Origin of the sequence: Microbacterium sp. 8M, from assembly GCF_902506375.1 — a bacterium.
Classification (GTDB): domain Bacteria; phylum Actinomycetota; class Actinomycetes; order Actinomycetales; family Microbacteriaceae; genus Microbacterium.
The window spans coordinates 3,601,407-3,620,159 of sequence record NZ_LR733284.1; the positions used below are offsets into that span (position 1 = coordinate 3,601,407).

At 70.8% G+C, this 18,753-nt stretch carries 14 protein-coding genes; 10 read left to right on the forward strand and 4 right to left on the reverse strand.

What is annotated here, in order from left to right:
* Positions 1 to 14 precede the first annotated feature (14 nt).
* Together AERO9AM_RS16955 and AERO9AM_RS16960 are read left to right on the forward strand one after the other, a co-directional pair.
* Complete coding sequence (locus AERO9AM_RS16955) at positions 15 to 1,229, forward strand: amidohydrolase (RefSeq protein ID WP_159577208.1); 1,215 nt, start codon at positions 15 to 17, stop codon at positions 1,227 to 1,229.
* A 14-nt stretch (positions 1,230 to 1,243) separates the two neighbouring features.
* Positions 1,244 to 1,708: a hypothetical protein gene (locus tag AERO9AM_RS16960; protein ID WP_159577209.1), complete on the forward strand. Its 465-nt coding sequence runs from the start codon at positions 1,244 to 1,246 to the stop codon at positions 1,706 to 1,708.
* Between the two features lie 64 nt (positions 1,709 to 1,772).
* Here the strand turns inward: AERO9AM_RS16960 and AERO9AM_RS16965 are convergent, their stop codons facing one another.
* The 4 genes from AERO9AM_RS16965 to AERO9AM_RS16980 form a co-directional block, all read right to left on the reverse strand.
* Entirely contained in the window at positions 1,773 to 2,744 is a 972-nt protein-coding gene (locus AERO9AM_RS16965; RefSeq protein WP_236602664.1) for a class C sortase, read from the reverse strand.
* 168 nt (positions 2,745 to 2,912) lie between these two features.
* Positions 2,913 to 4,319, reverse strand: coding sequence for a SpaH/EbpB family LPXTG-anchored major pilin (locus AERO9AM_RS16970; protein WP_159577210.1), 1,407 nt, complete (start codon positions 4,317 to 4,319; stop codon positions 2,913 to 2,915).
* A gap of 83 nt (positions 4,320 to 4,402) precedes the next feature.
* Positions 4,403 to 6,772, reverse strand: coding sequence for a SpaA isopeptide-forming pilin-related protein (locus AERO9AM_RS16975; RefSeq protein ID WP_159577211.1), 2,370 nt, complete (start codon positions 6,770 to 6,772; stop codon positions 4,403 to 4,405).
* 396 nt (positions 6,773 to 7,168) lie between these two features.
* On the reverse strand, positions 7,169 to 7,852 hold the full coding sequence (locus AERO9AM_RS16980) for a GTP pyrophosphokinase (protein ID WP_159577212.1): 684 nt from the start codon (positions 7,850 to 7,852) through the stop codon (positions 7,169 to 7,171).
* A gap of 242 nt (positions 7,853 to 8,094) precedes the next feature.
* Between AERO9AM_RS16980 and AERO9AM_RS16985 the strand changes: the two genes are divergently transcribed.
* From AERO9AM_RS16985 to AERO9AM_RS17020, 8 genes are all read left to right on the forward strand, one after another.
* Entirely contained in the window at positions 8,095 to 10,182 is a 2,088-nt protein-coding gene (locus AERO9AM_RS16985) for an APC family permease (protein ID WP_442923272.1), read from the forward strand.
* A gap of 159 nt (positions 10,183 to 10,341) precedes the next feature.
* Complete coding sequence (locus AERO9AM_RS16990) at positions 10,342 to 10,482, forward strand: hypothetical protein (RefSeq protein WP_159577213.1); 141 nt, start codon at positions 10,342 to 10,344, stop codon at positions 10,480 to 10,482.
* Positions 10,479 to 10,568: a potassium-transporting ATPase subunit F gene (locus AERO9AM_RS16995; protein WP_045251045.1), complete on the forward strand. Its 90-nt coding sequence runs from the start codon at positions 10,479 to 10,481 to the stop codon at positions 10,566 to 10,568. Before AERO9AM_RS16990 ends, AERO9AM_RS16995 begins: the two co-directional genes overlap by 4 nt.
* On the forward strand, positions 10,568 to 12,268 hold the full coding sequence (gene kdpA / locus AERO9AM_RS17000; RefSeq protein WP_159577214.1) for a potassium-transporting ATPase subunit KdpA: 1,701 nt from the start codon (positions 10,568 to 10,570) through the stop codon (positions 12,266 to 12,268). Before AERO9AM_RS16995 ends, kdpA begins: the two co-directional genes overlap by 1 nt.
* Positions 12,265 to 14,553, forward strand: a complete 2,289-nt coding sequence (gene kdpB / locus AERO9AM_RS17005) for a potassium-transporting ATPase subunit KdpB (RefSeq protein ID WP_159577215.1) — start codon at positions 12,265 to 12,267, stop codon at positions 14,551 to 14,553. Before kdpA ends, kdpB begins: the two co-directional genes overlap by 4 nt.
* Positions 14,554 to 14,699: 146 nt before the next feature.
* Positions 14,700 to 15,341 carry a potassium-transporting ATPase subunit KdpC gene (kdpC, locus tag AERO9AM_RS17010; protein ID WP_159577216.1) on the forward strand — a complete coding sequence of 214 codons (642 nt, stop codon included), beginning with the start codon at positions 14,700 to 14,702 and terminating at the stop codon, positions 15,339 to 15,341.
* Between the two features lie 67 nt (positions 15,342 to 15,408).
* Positions 15,409 to 18,048: an ATP-binding protein gene (locus AERO9AM_RS17015; RefSeq protein WP_159577217.1), complete on the forward strand. Its 2,640-nt coding sequence runs from the start codon at positions 15,409 to 15,411 to the stop codon at positions 18,046 to 18,048.
* The gene (locus tag AERO9AM_RS17020; RefSeq protein WP_159577218.1) at positions 18,045 to 18,725 is read left to right on the forward strand and encodes a response regulator; all 681 of its coding nucleotides are present in this window, start codon (positions 18,045 to 18,047) and stop codon (positions 18,723 to 18,725) included. The genes AERO9AM_RS17015 and AERO9AM_RS17020 overlap by 4 nt, the downstream gene beginning before the upstream one ends.
* The last annotated feature ends 28 nt before the right edge of the window (positions 18,726 to 18,753 follow it).

Below are 18,753 nucleotides of genomic sequence, written 5' to 3' on the forward strand. Positions count from 1 at the left end.
GTAGGCTCGGCGCTATGACGATCGACCTCGAAGCGCTCTTCATCGACCTGCACCGCAACCCCGAGCTGTCGTTCCAGGAGGTGCGCACCGCGGGCATCGCCGCAGGGCACCTCCGCGACCTGGGGCTCGAGGTCACCCAGGGGGTCGGGCGCACGGGCGTCGTCGGCGTGCTGCGCAACGGCGACGGCCCGGTGGTCTGGGCGCGCGCCGACATGGACGCCCTGCCCGTCGTCGAGGAGTCGGGACTGCCCTACGCCAGCACCGCGCGAGGCGTGGACGCCGAGGGCCGCGAGGTCGGCATCATGCACGCCTGCGGCCACGACATGCACGTGACCGCCATGATCGGCGCCGTGGAGGAGCTCGTCCGCACCAGGGACGAGTGGTCGGGCACTCTGGTCGTGGTGATCCAGCCGGCCGAGGAGTTCGGCGCCGGCGCCCGCGCGATGCTGGACGACGGCGCGCTCGACCGGTTCCCGCGGCCGGACGTCGTCATCGGGCAGCACGTCACCCCGCTCCCCGCCGGCATGATCGGCGTGCGCCCCGGACCGCAGATGTCGGCCTCCGACGGCCTGCACGTGGTGCTGCACGGCCGGGGAGGGCACGGCTCCCGCCCGCACTCCACGATCGACCCCGTGGTCATGGCCGCCGCCACGGTCATGCGCCTGCAGACCGTGGTCTCGCGCGAGGTGGATCCGCACGACCTCGCCGTGGTCACGGTGGGCGCCATCCACGCCGGCACCAAGAACAACATCATCCCGGCCGAGGCCACGCTCGATCTCAGCCTGCGCTACCCCGACGACGCGCTGCGGACCAAGATGCTCGCGAAGGTGGAGCGCGTGATCAAGGCCGAGGCCATGGCGAGCGGCGCCACGGAGGAGCCGACGATCGAGACGCTGCACACGCTCCCCGCCACCATCAACGACGCCGCCGCCACGGAGCGCGCGACCGCGGCCTTCCGCGCCGCGTTCGGCGAGGACAACGTGGTCGACCCCGGGCTGTTCACCGGCAGCGAGGACGTGTCATGGTTCGCCCGCGACGCCGGCGTGCCTCTCGTGTTCTGGTTCTGGGGCGGCATCGCCCCCGCCCGCTTCGCCGCCGCGGTGGCCCACGGCACGGTCGACAGTGAGATCGCGACAAACCACTCCCCGTACTTCGCCGTCGAGATCCACCCGACGATCGAGGTCGGAGTCAAGGCGCTCACGGTCGCGGCGCGGGAGTTCCTGGGGTGACCGAGGAGGGATCCGTGGTCCACCCCCTCGTGGCACCCGGCCGGACGCGTCGACTCAGACCGTGGCTCATCGCGGTGATCGCCGTCGTGGGCGCGATCGCGATCGCCGCCACCGCCGTCTCCGTGACCCTCGCCGTGGTGCGCGACTCCCGCTACACGACGAACGTCACCCTCTCGTTGAGCTACGTCGGCGACGACGGGCGGACCTACTCCTGCACGTACGACTACAGCACCCCGAACAGTGCGCCGATGCCTGCTGCCGTCGCGCAGGAGATGAACGAGCGGGACTGGTCCGGGACCGGGCAGCGGATGTACGAATGGGCCAAGGCCCATCGGGCCGCGGAGGGCTCGACGTGGGGTCTCGCGATGGACGAGTTCGTCCGCTTTCCGCCGTGGCAGGTCGAGACCAGCACCCGGTCCACGCACGAGTTGTGGTCGAGGGAGCGCCCGGGCAGCACGTGCGAAGACGGCCTGCGATGAACGGGCTGCGCCCCGCTTGACGGCAGGGGATGCGATGTCCTGCGGCGCCTGCCCCGGGCGACGGTCACACGCCGATCGGCGCGTCCGTCCCCGCGTCGACGGATCCCGGCGCCTCGACGAGGGCCTCTGCTCCGCGGGCGACGTCGCGACGGGGACGCCCGGCGGCGGCGACGACGCCGACCAGCAGCAGGAGAGCGGCGCCGATCACGAGCGTCCACCAGGGGAAGCCGGGGATGTCCGGCGGCGCACCGGCGGCATCCAGATCCTTCTGCGGGGTCGGCGTCACGCGCTCGCCCGTGACCAGGATGCGGTGCGTGTTGATGCCGAGCGGGGTGCAGGTCACGAGGGTGACGAGGTCCTCCCCCGGCTGCGCGCTCAGCGTCTGCGTCTCCTCGGGGAGGACGACCTTGGTGTCGCGCACCCGATAGGTCAGCACCTCACCGAACACCTCGACGGTGAAGGTGTCGCCGACCTTGAGCTGGTCGAGGTTGTCGAACAGGGTCGCGCCGGCGAGACCGCGGTGGGCCGTGAGCACGGAGTGCTGGTCGGTCCCGCCGACGGGGAGGGACGTGCCCTCGAGATGCCCGACGCCCTTGGTCAGCGTCGTGTCGGAGGTGCCGTGGTAGATCGGCAGGTCGACGCCGATGGCGGGGATGCGCAGCCGGGCCATGACGCCGTCGGCGTCGGCCCTGAGCATGCGCGAGTAGTCGAAGCCGGGCGCGGCGGCGGTGCTCGTGGGGATGCGCGACCCCGGTGCGACGAGCGCCCCGCCGACCAGGGCCCGGTTGTACGCGCTGGCCTGATCGAGCGCCTGCTGCCGGGCGTCGGTCGCGGATCCCCCGACCTCGGCGTCCACCTTCACGATCAGCTGCGACTGGTTGTACTGCGACCACCAGCTCGCCACCGTGGGGTACATCAGCACGAGGACGCCGACGAAGGCGACGGCGGCGAGCAGCGCGGTCGTCCAGGGCATCCGCCAGCGCGGGCGGGGCGCGGGCCTCGCGTCGCGGCGGCGCAGCGGCACGGTCTGGCTCACGACGACTCCTCTCAGCCTCGATGCGCTGATGTGAGCGGATCCGGGCCGCTCGGGTGCTGAGCGGGAAGGATCAGCGGGAAAGGGAAGAGGAGGGCAGGAGCTCTGGGGGCCTGCCCTCCTCGAGTCCGTCAGCGATCCTCGAGGGGACCGCTCACGGACGTCTGATCATCAGTGACGACGGGCGCGCACGCGACGCACCAGGATCGCACTGACGCCGGCGACGACCAGCAGGCCGCCGATGACGGCGAACAGCGTGCTGCCCGCGCCACCGGTCAGCGGCAGGTTCGGACCGAACTGCTGGGTGTTGGAGATCGTGATGCTCGTCGGGTCGGCCTGACCGTTGGCGGTCACGGTGACCTGGGTCCACGGGTCGGCGGGCAGCACGTAGCCGGCCGGCGCCTGCGTCTCCTTGAGCCAGTAGTCCTTGCTCTTCACGTCGTTGTTGCCGACCCACAGGCCGTCGATGAGGATCTGGCCGTTGGCGTCGGTCGTGACCGGACCGGCGACCTTGGTGCCGTTCTTGGCGTCGTAGACCTCGAAGATCGCGCCCTGGAGCGTGTTCTTCGTGTTGCCGTCCTGCTTGACGACCTTCAGCGGACCCCAGTTGGTCTGCGGGGTGTTGGTGGTGCGGTCGGAGCCGTTGGTGTTGACGACGGCGGTGTTCAGGATCTGGCCGTCGGCGCCGAGCGACGTCACGGTGGTGGTGATGTCGGCGGTGACCGCGGTCTTGCCCGCGAGCTTGCCGAGACCGGTCGCGGTGAAGGTGATCACGGTGTTGCCGGAGACGGTGTAGTCGGTGCCCTCGGCGAGGGTGGTGCCGTCGATCTTGACCACGGCGCCGACGTAGGTCAGGCGCGAGTCGAGGTTGTCGGTGATCGAGAAGCTGCGGTAGGTGTCACCCGCGGCCAGGGCCGGGATCGGCGCGTCGACCGTCCAGACGATCTGCGAGCCGAGCACCGGGGCCTTCGGGTCGGCGACGGTCTTGGTCGGCTCGGTCGTGTTCAGCTTGTTCTTGGGGTACACGTGCACGTTGTAGAGCCAGGTGCCCTGGTTCGGGTAGGGCACGGAGACCAGGAACGGCTGGACCGGCGAGACGATCGGATTCGGGCCCGAGCTGGTCTCGGTCACCAGGTACAGACCGTATGGCAGGTCGGAGACCACGGCCTGCCCGGAGGCGTCGGTGGTCGCGGTCGTGCCGGTGCCGAGCGAGAACGGCGCCGACGACACGTTCGCCGGGGTCGCGGTCTTCGCCTGGTCCCAGCCCGCGGCGGTGGTGAGGTCGATCGGCGTGCCGTTCGCGCTCACGCGCTGCACGCTGAACTGGACCCCCTCGAGGCCCTGCCCGAGCGCGGCGATCTTCGCCGGGTCGGTGATCTGGGTGCCGTCACCCGCGGCGCCGGGGTCGCCGGCGTGCTTGTGGATGGTGATGCTGCCCGTGGTGCCCGTGATGTTCGACGGGCTCAGCGTGTCGGCGGCGTTGGCGGCCGGCGACACGGCGAGGGCGCCGAGGGCGGCGAGGGCCGCGACTCCGAGCCCGGCTGCGAGCTTGCGCAGCCCGAGAGACCTGCTGGTCATTTCCGTTCCTGCTTTCTTTGTGGTTCGTCGACCGACACCCGTCGGCCGACAGTCGTCCTGCTGTCGGTGAGGTGGGTGATGGGTCAGGAGGCGCGTCGCGCGTTCCGTCGGATCCGGAGGATGCCGAGGAGCGTGAGCGCGGAGAACACGAGGGCACCGCCGGCGAGGAGGAAGGCATCGCTTCCGAGGCCTCCCGTCAGCGGGAGCACCGCGCCGGGCTGCTGCTCGTTCGGCTGGGCGCCGATGTCGATCGTGGTGCCGGCGTTGGCGGCGTTCACCGTGAAGGTGAACGAACCCGCCGCGATGTAGCCGGCGGGAGCCAGCGTCTCCTTCGCGGAGTAGGTTCCCCAGGCGAGCTTGTCCAGGCGGAAGGCGCCCGGCGCCGAGTCGAGGTCGGGACCGGTGCACGGGGCCGTGGTGCAGTCCTTGACCACGAGGCCCTGAGCGGGAAGGCCCGGGCCGGTGATCGTCCACTCGGATCCGGCGAGCTGGGCGCCCGTCGCCTTGGAGGTCTTGGTCCAGGCGGCGGATCCGGGCTTGCTCGCGTTCGTGATCGTGCACACCGCGTTCGCGTTCGCCGCGACGGTGACGGAGGATCCGCTCACGGTCGCTCCGGTGCAGGTCCAGGCGCCCGCTGCGTAGCCCGAGGGGCTGCCGCTCTCGGAGAGCGCGTAGGTGCCGGGGGCGACGACGGCGCTCGTCACGCTCGGGTCGCCGGTCTTGCCGGTGATCGTCTGCGTGCCGCTCGCGGTGAGCGTCCAGTCGGAGGCCACGGAGCTGCCGCCGTAGGTGTTGTCGACCTGCTTCTTCAGCGTCAGCGCGGCCGCCGACGGCTTGTTCGTGATCGTGCAGGCCACCGCGTCGCCCGGGGCGACGCCGGTGACGTCCGCGCCGGTGGCGCCCGGAAGCGTCACGGTACGCTGCGAGCCGCTCAGCGGGGTGACGACGCAGCTGCCGCTGACGAAGTCCCACCCGCTCTTCTGCGTCTCCGACACCCGCACGGTCGCCCGCGACGTCTGCTTGTCGAACGCGACGGTCCAGTTCACGTCACCCGAGGCGGGCGTCGTCTGCGCGGTCGCGGAAGGGGTGGACGTGGCGGTGCCGGCGGTCGCGGTGGTCGCGGCGCCGAGGCTCCAGCCCGAGCCAGGCGCAGGGTTGCTGCCGGTGATGTCGAGCACGGTCTTGTGCACGGAGACGGTCGCCAGCAGCGGGGAGTTCGTGATGGTGCACACGACGCTCGCACCCGAGCGGTTCGGGATCGTGAGCTGGCCGGCCGAGGTCGGCACCGTCGCGCCGGTGTCGTCGACGCAGGCGAGCGAGCTGGCGTAGTCGGCCAGCGTGCCGGGCGATCCTGACGCCATCGACTCGGACACCGTGTACGCGTTGTTCTGGATCACCGGCAGCGGCCCGATCTGGGCGGCCTGGACTCCGGTGGCGGTCCCGGTCGTCGTCGCGGTCGCGGACTCGGTGGTGCCGCTCTTGACCGACAGGCGGAACTGGTCACCGGCGTGGGCGCGCGCCACGACGTTCTTCAGGACCGTGAGGTTCGCGGGCGAGTTGCAGCTCGCCAGATCCGTGCTCGAGAGGCTCCTGGTGACGTCACCGCCGATCTGGGCGCCGGTCGAGGCGTTGTACTCGCGGACGGTGGTGGCGTTGCCGAGGTACATCGAGCCGGTCGTGTTGAACGCCATGCCGTTGATGTTGGAGAAGCCGAACGGGGTGAACGAGAACGACGGCGACGACGCGAGCTGCCCACCGGTGCCGGCGGCGAGCGCCGCCGCGGTGACCGAGTACACCGTCGTGGTGGACGCGCTGCCAACCACGTACAGGTTGCCGTTGGCGTCGAACGCCATGTCGCCGTTGGTCCCGCCTGCGGCGGAGGTGTCGATCGTGCCGACCAGCGAGAACGCGCCGGTGCTCAGCACGTACTTGTAGATGTAGAAGCTGCCGGAGGCGAACCCGCCGAAGAAGTAGTCGCCGGTCTTCAGGTCGATCGCACCGGCGATGAGCGTCGCGGACGTCGTGTAGCTGTCGCCCGTGGGCTTCCACGTGGATCCGTCGAAGTACCAGATGGTCGCGGTGCGGCTGTTGTTCGTCCGCTCGTACGCGATCGCGGTGGCGCCGTTCGCGCCGATGCCCAGGCCGTTGAAGGACGAGACGCCCGATGCCGGGGTGCCGACCGACGTGACGGCGCCATTCGCGACACGCTGCAGCTGCCCGGTGCCCGACAGCGCGTAGAAGGTTCCGGTCGCGCAGACCAGGCCGGCGCTGGTCGAGGGGGTCACGCGCACGGCCGCGGGGGCCGTCACGGCGGACCGCACCGACGTCGACGGCGCGCCGCTCAAGCCCAGTGAGGCGGGTGCGGCCTGCGCGGCGGGCGTCGCGACGAGCGCCAGAGCGATGCTCGTGCCGAGCGCCACAACGGCGCGCGCGAAGTATTCCCCAAGCTTCATCGTGCTCCCCAGACACAGCGGAAGGACAGCCCGCTCCCCGCGGATCATCCCTCACGAGAGCCGATCGCTCGGCTCTCTCCTCCCCAGCGGACCGTTCCCCCGGCCCGTTGTTCGGGAACCCATTTCCCGTGAGTCCCCTGCGGAAACCACTCCCCGTGGCATCCTCGTCACCGCCTCCGCGCGCATCCGGCCCCAGGGACGGATGCATTCATGCGCATGGACAGTGAATCTTGACGTCACGCTACGGCACGTTCGCCCGGATTACAAATCGACCCCCGCGCATCCCCGTTCCGAAGCCTGAACGTTCAATATTCCGGGATGAGGATCCGGGCGCCATCGTGGATGAGGATCCGGGGCGTCTCGACGCCCCGCAGCACTTCGCGCGCCGAGAGCGGCTCAGACGTCGAGGGGCAGCACGGCGAGCGGAGCGTGCGCCTCGTGGTGCAGCCGCTCCATGCGGGCATCCAGCTCGCTGGCCGCCTCGGCCGCCGCGGTCAGGTCGCCGACGAGGTGCGCGGGCACCTGCCCCTGGAACTTGTAGTGGATCTTGTGCTCGAGGCTCGCCCAGAAGTCCATCGCGATCGTGCGGAACTGCACCTCGACCGGGACCATGATCGGGCCGGACGAGAGGAACACGGGAACCTCGAGGATCGCGTGCAGGCTGCGGTAGCCGTTGGGCTTCGGAGCGGCGATGTAGTCCTTCACGATGCGCACGGTGACGTCGTCCTGCGCGGTGAGCAGGTCGAACAGGCGGTACACGTCGGCCACGAAGCTGCAGGTGACCCGCACGCCGGCGATATCGGTGATGTGCTGGCGGATGGAGGCGAAGTCGGGCTCGATCCCGCGGCGCGCGATCTTCTCCACGATGCTGTCGGGCGACTTCACCCGGCTCTTCACGTGCTCGATCGGATTGTAGGAGTGGTGGTGGGTGAATTCGTCCCTGAGGATCGAGATCTTCGTCTCGATCTCCCGCATCCCGAACTCGTACTCGTGCAGGAAGCGCTGGAACTCGTCGCGCAGCTCGCGGGCCTCGGAGAGGGTCTGATTCAGCGCGTCATCGTCGAGAGGGACCGTGCTCATGCCTGCGACGCTACGCAATGGGCGTTCGGATCTCCTGTGCGTTCGTTCTGAGCGGACGCATCATGCGCCACAGAGCCTCCGGAACCGACGGCCGCACCTGCGGAGCGATGCGGGAGAACGCTCTCCGATACCGCTTACGGAGACACCCGGCGCCGAACCCGGGCAAAGAGTGATGGAACAGTGATGCAACAACCCGCGCGCGAAATTGCATCGACCCCGTTGCAGGCGTAATTTAGCGGCTCGTGGCAAATGACAGCCGTGAGAGCGCCGACGCCCCGCAGGTAGCCAAACGCATCCTGCTCGGCGAGCCGCTGAGCACCGAGCAGGCGAACGAGCAGCTCCTCCCGAAGCGCATGGCGTTGCCGATCTTCGCATCCGACGCCCTCTCCTCCGTGGCCTACGGCCCCCAGGAGATGCTGATGACCCTCGGCCTCGGCGGCCTGGCGTTCCTGGCCTTCGCACCATGGGTGGCAGCGGCGGTCGTGCTGCTGCTCATCGTGATCGTGCTCAGCTACCGCAAGCTCATCCAGGCGTACCCCTCCGGCGGCGGCGACTACGAGGTGGCGTTCAAGAACCTGGGCGAGGTGCCCGGCGTCGTCGTGGCCTCCGCGCTGCTCGTGGACTACATCCTCACCGTGTCGGTGTCGATCGCGTCGGGCGTGGACAACATCATCTCCGCCGTGCCGCAGCTGAACCCGTTCCGCGTCGAGCTGGCCGTGGGATTCGTGATCCTCATCGTGATCGTGAACCTGCGCGGCGTGCGCGAGGCGTCCACGTTCTTCGCCGTGCCGACCTACATCTTCATCGGATCCGTGGGCGTCATGATCGTCACCGGGCTCGTGCGCACGTTCCTCGGCGACGCCCCGATCGCCGAGAGCTCGCAGTACGCGATGCACGGCGACCAGCTCGCGAACGCCGCAGTGATCCTCCTCGTACTGCGGGCGTTCTCCAGCGGCTGTTCCGCCCTGACCGGCGTCGAGGCCGTCTCGAACGGCGTGCAGGCCTTCCGCATCCCGAAGATCGGCAACGCGCAGGCGACGCTCGCCATGATGGGCGGCATCGCGATCCTGCTGTTCTCGGGCCTCACCGCGCTCGGGCTCATCACGGGCGTGCACTACGCGGAGGATCCCTGCCGCGACCTCGTGGGATTCAACTGCGCGCTGCCCCAGCAGTCGCTCATGGCGCAGGTCGCCTCGGCCGTGTTCGGCAACGGATCGCTGCCCTTCTTCATCATCCAGGCCGCGACCGCCTGCGTGCTGCTGCTGGCCGCGAACACCGCCTTCAACGGCTTCCCGCTGCTCGGCGCCGTGCTCGCGCGCGACGGCTACGCCCCCAAGGCGCTGAACACCCGCGGCGACCGCCTCGTCTTCTCGAACGGCATGATCCTGCTCGGCATCGCCGCCATCGGGGTGCTCGTGGTGTTCCAGGCGAACCTGACCAGCCTCATCCAGCTCTACATCATCGGCGTGTTCGTGTCGTTCTCGCTCGGCCAGGTCGGCATGGTGCGGCACTGGAAGGCTCTGCTGCGCAGCACGAAGTCCATGAGCGTGAAGGACGCCCTGCCGGTGCGACGCACCGCCTACACAGGTCTCGCCATCAACTCGCTCGGCGCCACCCTCACCATCGCGGTGCTCGTGATCGTCACGATCACGAAGTTCACGCACGGCGCGTGGATGGTCTTCCTGGCGATCCCGATCCTGGCCGTGCTCATGATGGGCGTGAAGCGCTACTACCGCGACGTCGAGCACGAGATCGCGATCGACGACACGACGCACTTCGGGTCCGAGGGCGACGTGGCCATCATCCTCGTGAACCGGCTGCAGAAGCCGGTCATCAAGGCGATCGACTACGCGATCGCGGCGAAGCACCAGAAGACGATCGCACTGCACGTGGCGGCCAACCCCGAGGACGGCGTGCAGCTGCAGAAGGACTGGCAGCAGCACCGGATCCCGATCCCGCTCGTGATCGTGGAGTCGCCGTTCCGCCACTACGCGGCCCCGGTCGAGGCATACATCGAGAAGTACCGCGCCAAGCACGGCCCGGCCGTGGTGACCGTGTACCTGCCGCAGTACATCGTGGGGCACTGGTGGGAGTCGATCCTGCACAACCGGCGCGCGCGCCGTGTGGCGAGCCAGCTGATGCTCGTACACGGCGTCACCATCACGCTGGTGCCCTGGCTGCTCGACTCCTCCGAGCTCATCTACGGCCGCCGCTCCCGGCCGGTACCCGGCCAGCAGCGCTCCGGCCGCCCCGTCCCGCTCTACGGCGGCGACGAGGCCAAGCCCGCACGCCGGGTTCAGCGCCCGGCCGGGCCGCCCGAGAAGGGCTGACCCGCGCGTTCCCGAGCCCTCCTCCGCCGTCATGCGGAAGAGGGCTCGTTCGTGTGCGCACTCCTCGCTCGTTGGGAAGGCGCATGGATCCCGGAGTGGACCGTGAGGGAGTCGTGAGGATCCCGATCCGGGCTCGTCCGGACCGGTTCGATCGGATCCGTGCTCGACATCATCTACATCGCGGGAACGCTCGCGCTCTTCGCCCTGGTCGCGCTGATCGCCCGGGCAATTGAAATCATGGACCCCCGATCCAGAGGCTCCGACCAACGCGAAGCGTTGGGTGGAGGGGATCGGGGATGATCGTCATCGAGATCATCGCGGCCGCCCTCGCGGTCGTCGCGATCGGCTACCTCGTGGTCGCCCTCGTCGCCCCGGAGAAGTTCTGATGGGCGCCGGGTTCTTCGACAGCGCCGGCCTCTGGCTGGGCCTGCTGCAGGCCGCGACCCTCATCGTCATCCTCGTGCTGCTGTACCGCCCGCTCGGCGACTACATGGCGCGCGTCTACACGGGCGCCAAGGACCTGCGCGTGGAGCGCGGCGTCTACCGCCTCATCGGCGTGGATCCCTCCTCAGAGCAGACCTGGCGCGCCTACGCACGCAGCGTCCTCGCCTTCTCGGTCGTCGGTCTGCTGCTGCTCTACCTGCTGCAGCGCGTGCAGCAGGTGCTCCCCCTCTCGCTGGGCCTGCCCGCGGTGCCCGAAGGGCTCGCGTTCAACACGGCGGCGTCGTTCGTCGCGAACACCAACTGGCAGTCCTACTCGCCCGAGCAGACCATGGGCCACCTCGTGCAGCTCGCCGGCCTCGCCGTGCAGAACTTCACCTCGGCCGCGGTCGGCATCGCGATCGCGATCGCGCTCGTGCGCGGGTTCGCCCGTCGCGGCAGCGCCACGATCGGCAACTTCTGGGTCGACCTCATCCGGGGCCTGTTCCGGCTGCTGCTGCCGCTCGCCGTGCTCTCGGCCCTCGCGCTCATCGCCGGCGGCGTGGTGCAGAACCTGTCCGGCTTCGCCGAGGTGCACACGATTACGGGCGCCACGCAGGCGATCCCGGGCGGTCCGGTCGCCTCTCAGGAGGCGATCAAGCTCCTCGGCACCAACGGCGGCGGCTTCTACAACGCCAACTCCGCGCACCCGTTCGAGAACCCGGCGCCGTGGACGAACCTGCTCGAGATCGTCCTCATCCTCGCGATCCCCTTCGCCCTGCCGCGCACCTTCGGCCGCATGGTCGGCGACCACCGCCAGGGCTACGCGATCGCCGCCGTGATGGGCACGATCTTCCTCGCCTCGCTCGTCGCCCTCAGCGCCCTCGAGCTCGGCGGCGGCGGCACGGCGACGCAACTCGCCGGCGCGGCCATGGAGGGCAAGGAGCAGCGCTTCGGGATCCTCGGATCCGCCCTCTTCGGCACCGCGTCCACCCTCACCTCCACGGGTGCGGTCAATGCGATGCACGACTCGTTCACGCCCCTCGGCGGCATGATGCCGATGATCAACATGATGCTCGGCGAGGTCGCCCCCGGCGGCGTCGGGTCCGGCCTGTACGGCATGCTCATCCTCGCCGTGATCGCCGTGTTCGTCGGCGGCCTGCTCGTCGGCCGCACCCCGGAGTACCTGGGCAAGCGCCTGGGCCCGCGCGAGATCAAGCTCGCCAGCCTCTACATTCTGGTGACCCCCACGCTCGTGCTCGCCGGAACGGCCCTGAGCTTCGCGATCCCCGGGATCCGCAGCGACGTCGAGAAGACCTCGATCCTCAACCCGGGCCCGCACGGGCTCAGCGAGGTTCTCTACGCCTTCACCTCGGCGGCGAACAACAACGGATCCGCCTTCGCCGGGCTCACCGCGAACACACCGTGGCTCAACACGGCGCTCGGCGTCGCGATGCTGCTGGGGCGCTTCATCCCGATCGTGTTCGTGCTGGCCCTGGCCGGATCCCTCGCCCAGCAGCAGCACGTCCCCGAGACCGCGGGAACCCTGCCCACCCACCGCCCGCAGTTCGTCGGGCTCCTCATCGCGGTGTCCGTCGTGGTCACCGCCCTCACCTACTTCCCCGTGCTCACGCTCGGGCCGCTCGCAGAAGGACTCGTCCGATGACCGTCATCACCCCCTCGGTCCCTGAGCCTGTCGAAGGGATCGCCGCGCAGCACGACCCTTCGACAGGCTCAGGGTCCTCGTCTCCGAAGCGCCCGCAGCGCGCGTTCGGCTGGAGCCAGCTCGTGCATGCGCTGCCCGGCGCCCTCCGCCGGCTGAACCCCGCGACGCTCCTGCGCAACCCCGTGATCCTGCTCGTGTGGGCGGGCGCGGCGCTCACGACGGTGCTCGCGATCGCCGAGCCGTTCCTCGGCTCGAGCGCGACATCGTCCGGCGGCACGCCCGTGCCGAACGGGTTCACCTGGTCGATCGCCGTCTGGCTCTGGCTCACGGTGCTGTTCGCGAACCTCGCCGAGTCGGTGGCCGAGGGCCGCGGCAAGGCGCAGGCGGCCACGCTGCGCAAGACCCGCACCAGCACGATGGCCCGCCGCGTCGTCGGCTATGCGGCGGCCACGGATCCGTCCGCGGAACAGACCGCGACCGAGGAGGTCGCCTCCAGCGAGCTGCGCCGCGACGACATCGTGATCGTCGCGGCGGGCGAGCCGATCCCCGGCGACGGCGACATCATCGCGGGCATCGCCACCGTCGACGAGTCGGCGATCACCGGCGAGAGCGCCCCCGTGGTGCGGGAATCGGGCGGCGACCGCAGCGCCGTCACCGGCGGCACCCGGGTGCTCTCCGACCGCATCGTGGTGCGCATCACGTCGAAGCCGGGCGAGACCTTCGTCGACCGCATGATCGCCCTCGTCGAGGGGGCCGACCGGCAGCGCACCCCCAACGAGATCGCGCTCAACATCCTGCTCGCGAGCCTTTCGATCGTCTTCCTCGTGGTCGTCCTGGCCCTCGATCCGATCGCGTCGTACTCCGCGTCGCCGGTGAGCGTCCCGGTGCTCATCGCGCTGCTCGTGTGCCTCATCCCCACCACGATCGGCGCTCTGCTCAGCGCGATCGGCATCGCCGGCATGGACCGGCTGGTGCAGCGCAACGTGCTCGCCATGTCGGGCCGCGCGGTCGAGGCGGCGGGCGATGTCACCACGCTGCTGCTCGACAAGACCGGCACGATCACCTACGGCAACCGCCGTGCGACCGAGGTGCGCCCGGTCGCCGGCGTCACCGCCGACGAGCTGCTGCACGCCGCGGCGCTGTCGTCGCTCGCGGATCCGACGCCAGAAGGCGCCTCGATCGTCGAGCTGGCCGCCGCGAGCGGCATCGTGGTCACCGCCCCCGAGGGCGCCGAGACCGTGCCGTTCACCGCGCAGACCCGGATGAGCGGCGTGGACCTCGCCGACGGCACGCAGATCCGCAAGGGCGCCGGATCCGCGATCCGCGCCTGGATCGAGGACCCGGCGGTTCCTGAGCGGCCTTCGACGGGCTCAGGGACCGGTTCGGCGTCCGCGGAGGAGGCCGCGCGCTTCGCCGACGAGATCGCCGCCTCGGGCGGGACCCCGCTGGTGGTGGCGGTCAGCGTTCCCCGTCCGGTCGCTGAGCCTGTCGAAGCGACCACCGTCACCCGGGTCTCGGACCCTTCGACGGGCTCAGGGACCGAGACCCGGATCCTCGGGGTCGTGCACCTCAAGGACGTCGTCAAGGAGGGCCTGTCCGAGCGGTTCCAGGAGCTGCGGAGCATGGGCATCCGCACCGTGATGATCACGGGCGACAATCCGCTCACCGCCAAGGCGATCGCCGCCGAGGCCGGGGTGGACGACTACCTCGCAGAGGCCACCCCCGAGGACAAGCTCGCCCTCATCCGCCGCGAGCAGGAGGGCGGGCGTCTCGTCGCGATGACCGGCGACGGCACGAACGACGCACCGGCGCTCGCGCAGGCGGACGTCGGCGTCGCGATGAACACGGGCACCTCGGCCGCCAAGGAGGCCGGGAACATGGTCGACCTCGACTCGGATCCGACCAAGCTCATCGACATCGTGCGGATCGGCAAGCAGCTGCTGATCACCCGCGGCGCACTCACCACGTTCTCGCTCGCCAACGACATCGCGAAGTACTTCGCGATCATCCCCGCCATGTTCATGGGGGCATTCCCCGGGCTCGCCGCGCTGAACGTCATGCACCTGCACTCGCCCGCGTCCGCCGTGACGAGCGCGATCGTCTTCAACGCCGTCGTCATCGTCTTCCTCATCCCGCTCGCGCTGCGCGGCGTCCGGTACACGCCGGCCAGCGCCTCGCAGATCCTGCAGCGCAACCTGCTCATCTACGGCATCGGCGGCGTCATCCTGCCGTTCGTCGGCATCAAGCTCATCGACCTCGTCGTCGCCCTCATCCCCGGCTTCTGACATGCCCACCCCGAGGTCGTTGAGCGAGCACCGCCGAAGGCGGCGCGAGCCGAAACGCCGCTTCCGCGTGGCTGCCGCGTTTCGACTCGGTCGCTCCGCGTCCTCGCTCAACGACCTCGCATAGACCGCTCCGAAAGGCACCACCCATGTCGAACCTCCGCGGCACCGTCCGCGTCACCGGCGTCGCCGTCCGCGCGATGCTCGTGCTCACCCTCCTCCTCGGCGTCGGCTACACCCTCGTGGTCACGGGCGTCGGACAGCTCGCCCTGCCCTGGCAGGCCAACGGCTCCCTCATCGACGCCAAGGGCCACCCCACCGGCGGCTGGAGCGGCGGCGCCGCCCCTGCCGGCAGCGCCCTCATCGGCCAGTCCTTCGCCGACGCGAAGGGCGACGCACTGTCGCAGTACTTCCAGCCCCGCCCGTCGGCGGCAGGCAAGGACGGCTACGACCCGACCGCGTCCGGCGGCAGCAACCTCGGCCCGAACAACCCCGACCTGGTGAAGACGGTCGCCGAGCGCCGTGCCGCGATCGCCGCACGGGAGCACGTCGCGGAGTCCGCCGTGCCCGCCGACGCCGTCACCGCATCCGCCTCCGGCCTGGATCCCCAGATCAGCCCGGCCTACGCTCTGCTGCAGGTGGACCGGGTCGCGCAGGCGCGCGGGCTCGATCCGTCCGCCGTCCGCGCGCTGGTGGAGTCTAGGATTCAGACGCGCGATGCGGGATTCCTCGGCATGCCGCGGGTGAACGTGCTCGAGCTGAATCTGGCGCTGGACGCCCTGCCGCGGTGAGCCGCCGGATCGATGCGAGCGGGTCGGTGAGCGGGTCGCCATGCGAGTGAGCGAAGGAGTGTCGGCGATGGTCGAAGCACGGCGAGAGGGCGGGTCCTCCCGGGGTCGCCTGCGCGTGCTGCTCGGCGCCGCTCCCGGTGTGGGCAAGACCTACGAGATGCTCGGCGAGGGGCGGCGCCTGCAGGAGTCCGGCCGCGATGTCGTGATCGGGGTCGTGGAGACGCACGGCCGTGCCGCGACGCACGCGCAGACCGAGGGCATCGAGCAGGTGCCGCGCCGCACCGTGGCTCACCGCGGGGTGCAGCTCGACGAGCTCGACCTCGACGCCGTGCTCGCCCGCCGGCCCGAGCTCGCGCTGATCGACGAGATGGCGCACACGAACGCCCCCGGATCCCGCAACGCCAAGCGCTGGCAGGACGTGCAGGAGCTCCTGGACGCGGGCATCGATGTCATCACCACGGTGAACGTGCAGCACATCGAGTCGCTGAACGCCGTGGTCGAGAAGATCACCGGCGTGGTGCAGCAGGAGACCGTGCCGGACGAGGTGATCCGCGGCGCCGACGAGGTGGAGGTCGTGGATCTCGCCCCGCAGACGCTGCGCGACCGGCTCTCGGCGGGCCAGGTGTATCCGGCGGAGCGCATCGACGCCGCCCTGTCGAACTACTTCCGTCTCGGCAACCTCACCGCGCTGCGGGAGCTGGCGCTGCTGTGGCTGGCCGACGAGGTCGACAGCGCCCTGCGCAGCTACCGCAGCCAGCACGGCATCGACAGCGCCTGGCAGACCCGCGAGCGCGTGGTGGTGGCCCTCACCGGGGGCCCCGAGGGCGAGACCCTGCTGCGGCGCGGAGCGCGGATCGCGGCCCGCTCCGCCGGCGGGGAGCTGCTCGCGGTGCACGTCACCACGCAGGACGGGCTGCGCGGCGACCGCCCGGGGGCGCTCAGCACGCAGCGCGGCCTCGTGGAGTCGCTCGGCGGCAGCTACCACCAGCTCGTCGGCGACGACGTGGCGGGCACGCTGGTCGAGTTCGCCCAGTCGGTCGACGCCAGCCAGCTCGTCATCGGCGTCAGCAGGCGCAGCCGCCTCTCGGCCGCCCTCACCGGGCCCGGCATCGGCGCGGAGATCATCCGCCGCTCCGGCGACATCGACGTGCACATCGTCACGCACTCCGCGGCCGGACGGCGTGGCCCCCTCCCCACGATCAGCGGCGGCGCGCTGGGCTGGCGGCGCCAGCTCATCGGGTTCACCGTCGCGCTCGTGTGCGGCCCGCTGCTGTCGTGGCTGCTGTTCTCGCTCAAGTCGCCCGGATCCATCACCGCCGATGTGCTCAGCTACCAGCTCCTCGTCGTCGTGGTCGCGCTCATCGGCGGCCTCCGGCCCGCGCTCTTCGCGGCGGTGCTCAGCGGCTTCACCCTGGACTTCCTCTTCGTCGAGCCGCTGTTCACGGTGACGATCGCGGATCCGCTGCACGCGCTCGCCCTCGTGTTGTACGTGGTGATCGCGGTGCTCGTGAGCCTCGTCGTGGACCAGGCGGCCCGCCGCGCCCGCGCCGCGCAGCGCGCGTCCGGCGAGGCCGAGCTGCTCGCCGCCGTCGCCGGCAACGTGCTGCGCGGCGACAGCGCCCCCACGGCGCTCGTCGCGCGGGCCCGCGAAGCGTTCGGGCTGAGCGGGATCCGGCTGCTCACCCCCGACGGCGAGGTGCTGGCGGCCGACGGCGAGCCGCTGGGTGCGACGCCCGACGCAGAGACGTCGCGCGTGGAGACGGTGCCGGTCGGCGTCGGCGCGGACGGGCGCCCCCGGGCGATCCTCGAGCTGCACGGCGGCGAGCTCGATGCCGCCGGTCGCCGCCTGCTCGATGCGATCGTGGCGCAGCTCGCCGCCGCCATCGAGCACACCGACCTGCGCGAGACCGCGAGGGAGGCCGCTGTGCTCGCCGAGACCGACCAGGTGCGCAGCGCCCTGCTGTCCGCGCTCAGCCATGACCTGCGCCGGCCGCTCGCCGCCGCCGTCGCCGCGGTCGGCGGCCTGCGCGGGGCGCACCGGCTCTCCGCGGAGGACCGTGCGGAGCTCGTGGAGACCGCCGACGAGAGCCTCGCCACGCTGTCCCGCCTGGTGACCGATCTGCTCGACGTCAGCCGGGTGCAGGCCGGCGTGCTGGCGGTGTCGCTGGGCCGGGTCGACGCCGGCGACGGGGTGGTCTCGGCGCTCGACGAGCTCTCGCTCGGCCCGGCCGAGGTCGAGCTCGCGCTGGATCCGGCGCTGCCGCCGCTGCGCGCGGATCCGGTGCTGCTGCAGCGCGTGCTGGTGAACCTGCTCACGAACGCCGTGCGGCACTCCCCCGAGGGCGAGCGCGTGATCGTGTCCACGAGCCGGCTCGGCGACCGGGCCGAGATCCGGGTGGCGGATCGCGGCGAGGGGATCCCCGAGGACCAGCGCGAGAGCGCGTTCCTGCCGTTCCAGCGGCACGGCGACACCGACAACACGACCGGCCTGGGGCTGGGCCTCGCGCTCTCCCGGGGTTTCGCCGAAGGCATGGGCGGTACGCTGACGGCCGAGGACACCCCCGGCGGAGGCCTGACGATGGTCGTGTCGCTGCCGTTGGCCGATGCCGGTTTCGAAGCGCGCACTTTGCCGGATCCAGGCTCCGAATACGACACTTTGCGCGCTTCGAACGGGAAGAGCCCCGCGACGGACGGAGATGCCCGATGAAACTGCTCGTCGCCGACGACGACCCGCAGCTCGTCCGCGCGCTGCGGATCACGCTGGCCGCGCACGGCTACGACGTGATCGCCGCTCCCGACGGCGCGGCCGCGATCGCGATGGCCGCCCAGGCGCACCCCGACATCGTGCTGCTGGATCTCGGCATGCCCCGGCTCGACGGGCTCGCCGTGATCGAGGCGCTGCGAGGCTGGAGCGACGTGCCGATCCTCGTCGTGTCGGGGCGCACCGGATCCGCCGACAAGGTCGAGGCGCTCGACGCGGGCGCCGACGACTACGTCACCAAGCCGTTCCAGGTGGACGAGCTGCTGGCCCGGCTGCGTGCGCTGGCCCGCCGGCGCGGCGGTGCGCCGGCCGAGTCGACGGTCGCGTTCGGGGACGTCGAGGTGGATCTCGCCGCCAAGGCCGTGACGCGGGACGGATCCCGGGTGCACCTCACCCCGACCGAATGGCAGATCCTGGAGCACCTCGCCCGGCACCCCGGGGCGCTCGTGACCCGTCAGGAGCTGCTGCGCGAGATCTGGGGCACCGAGCAGGTCACCGACACCGGGTACCTGCGCCTGTACCTGTCGCAGCTGCGCAAGAAGCTCGAGCGCACCCCCAGCGCCCCCGAGCACCTGCTCACCGAGCAGGGCATGGGCTACCGCCTGGTGCTGGATCCGGCCTGACCGCCCCCGGCCCTGGCCCCCTCCGACC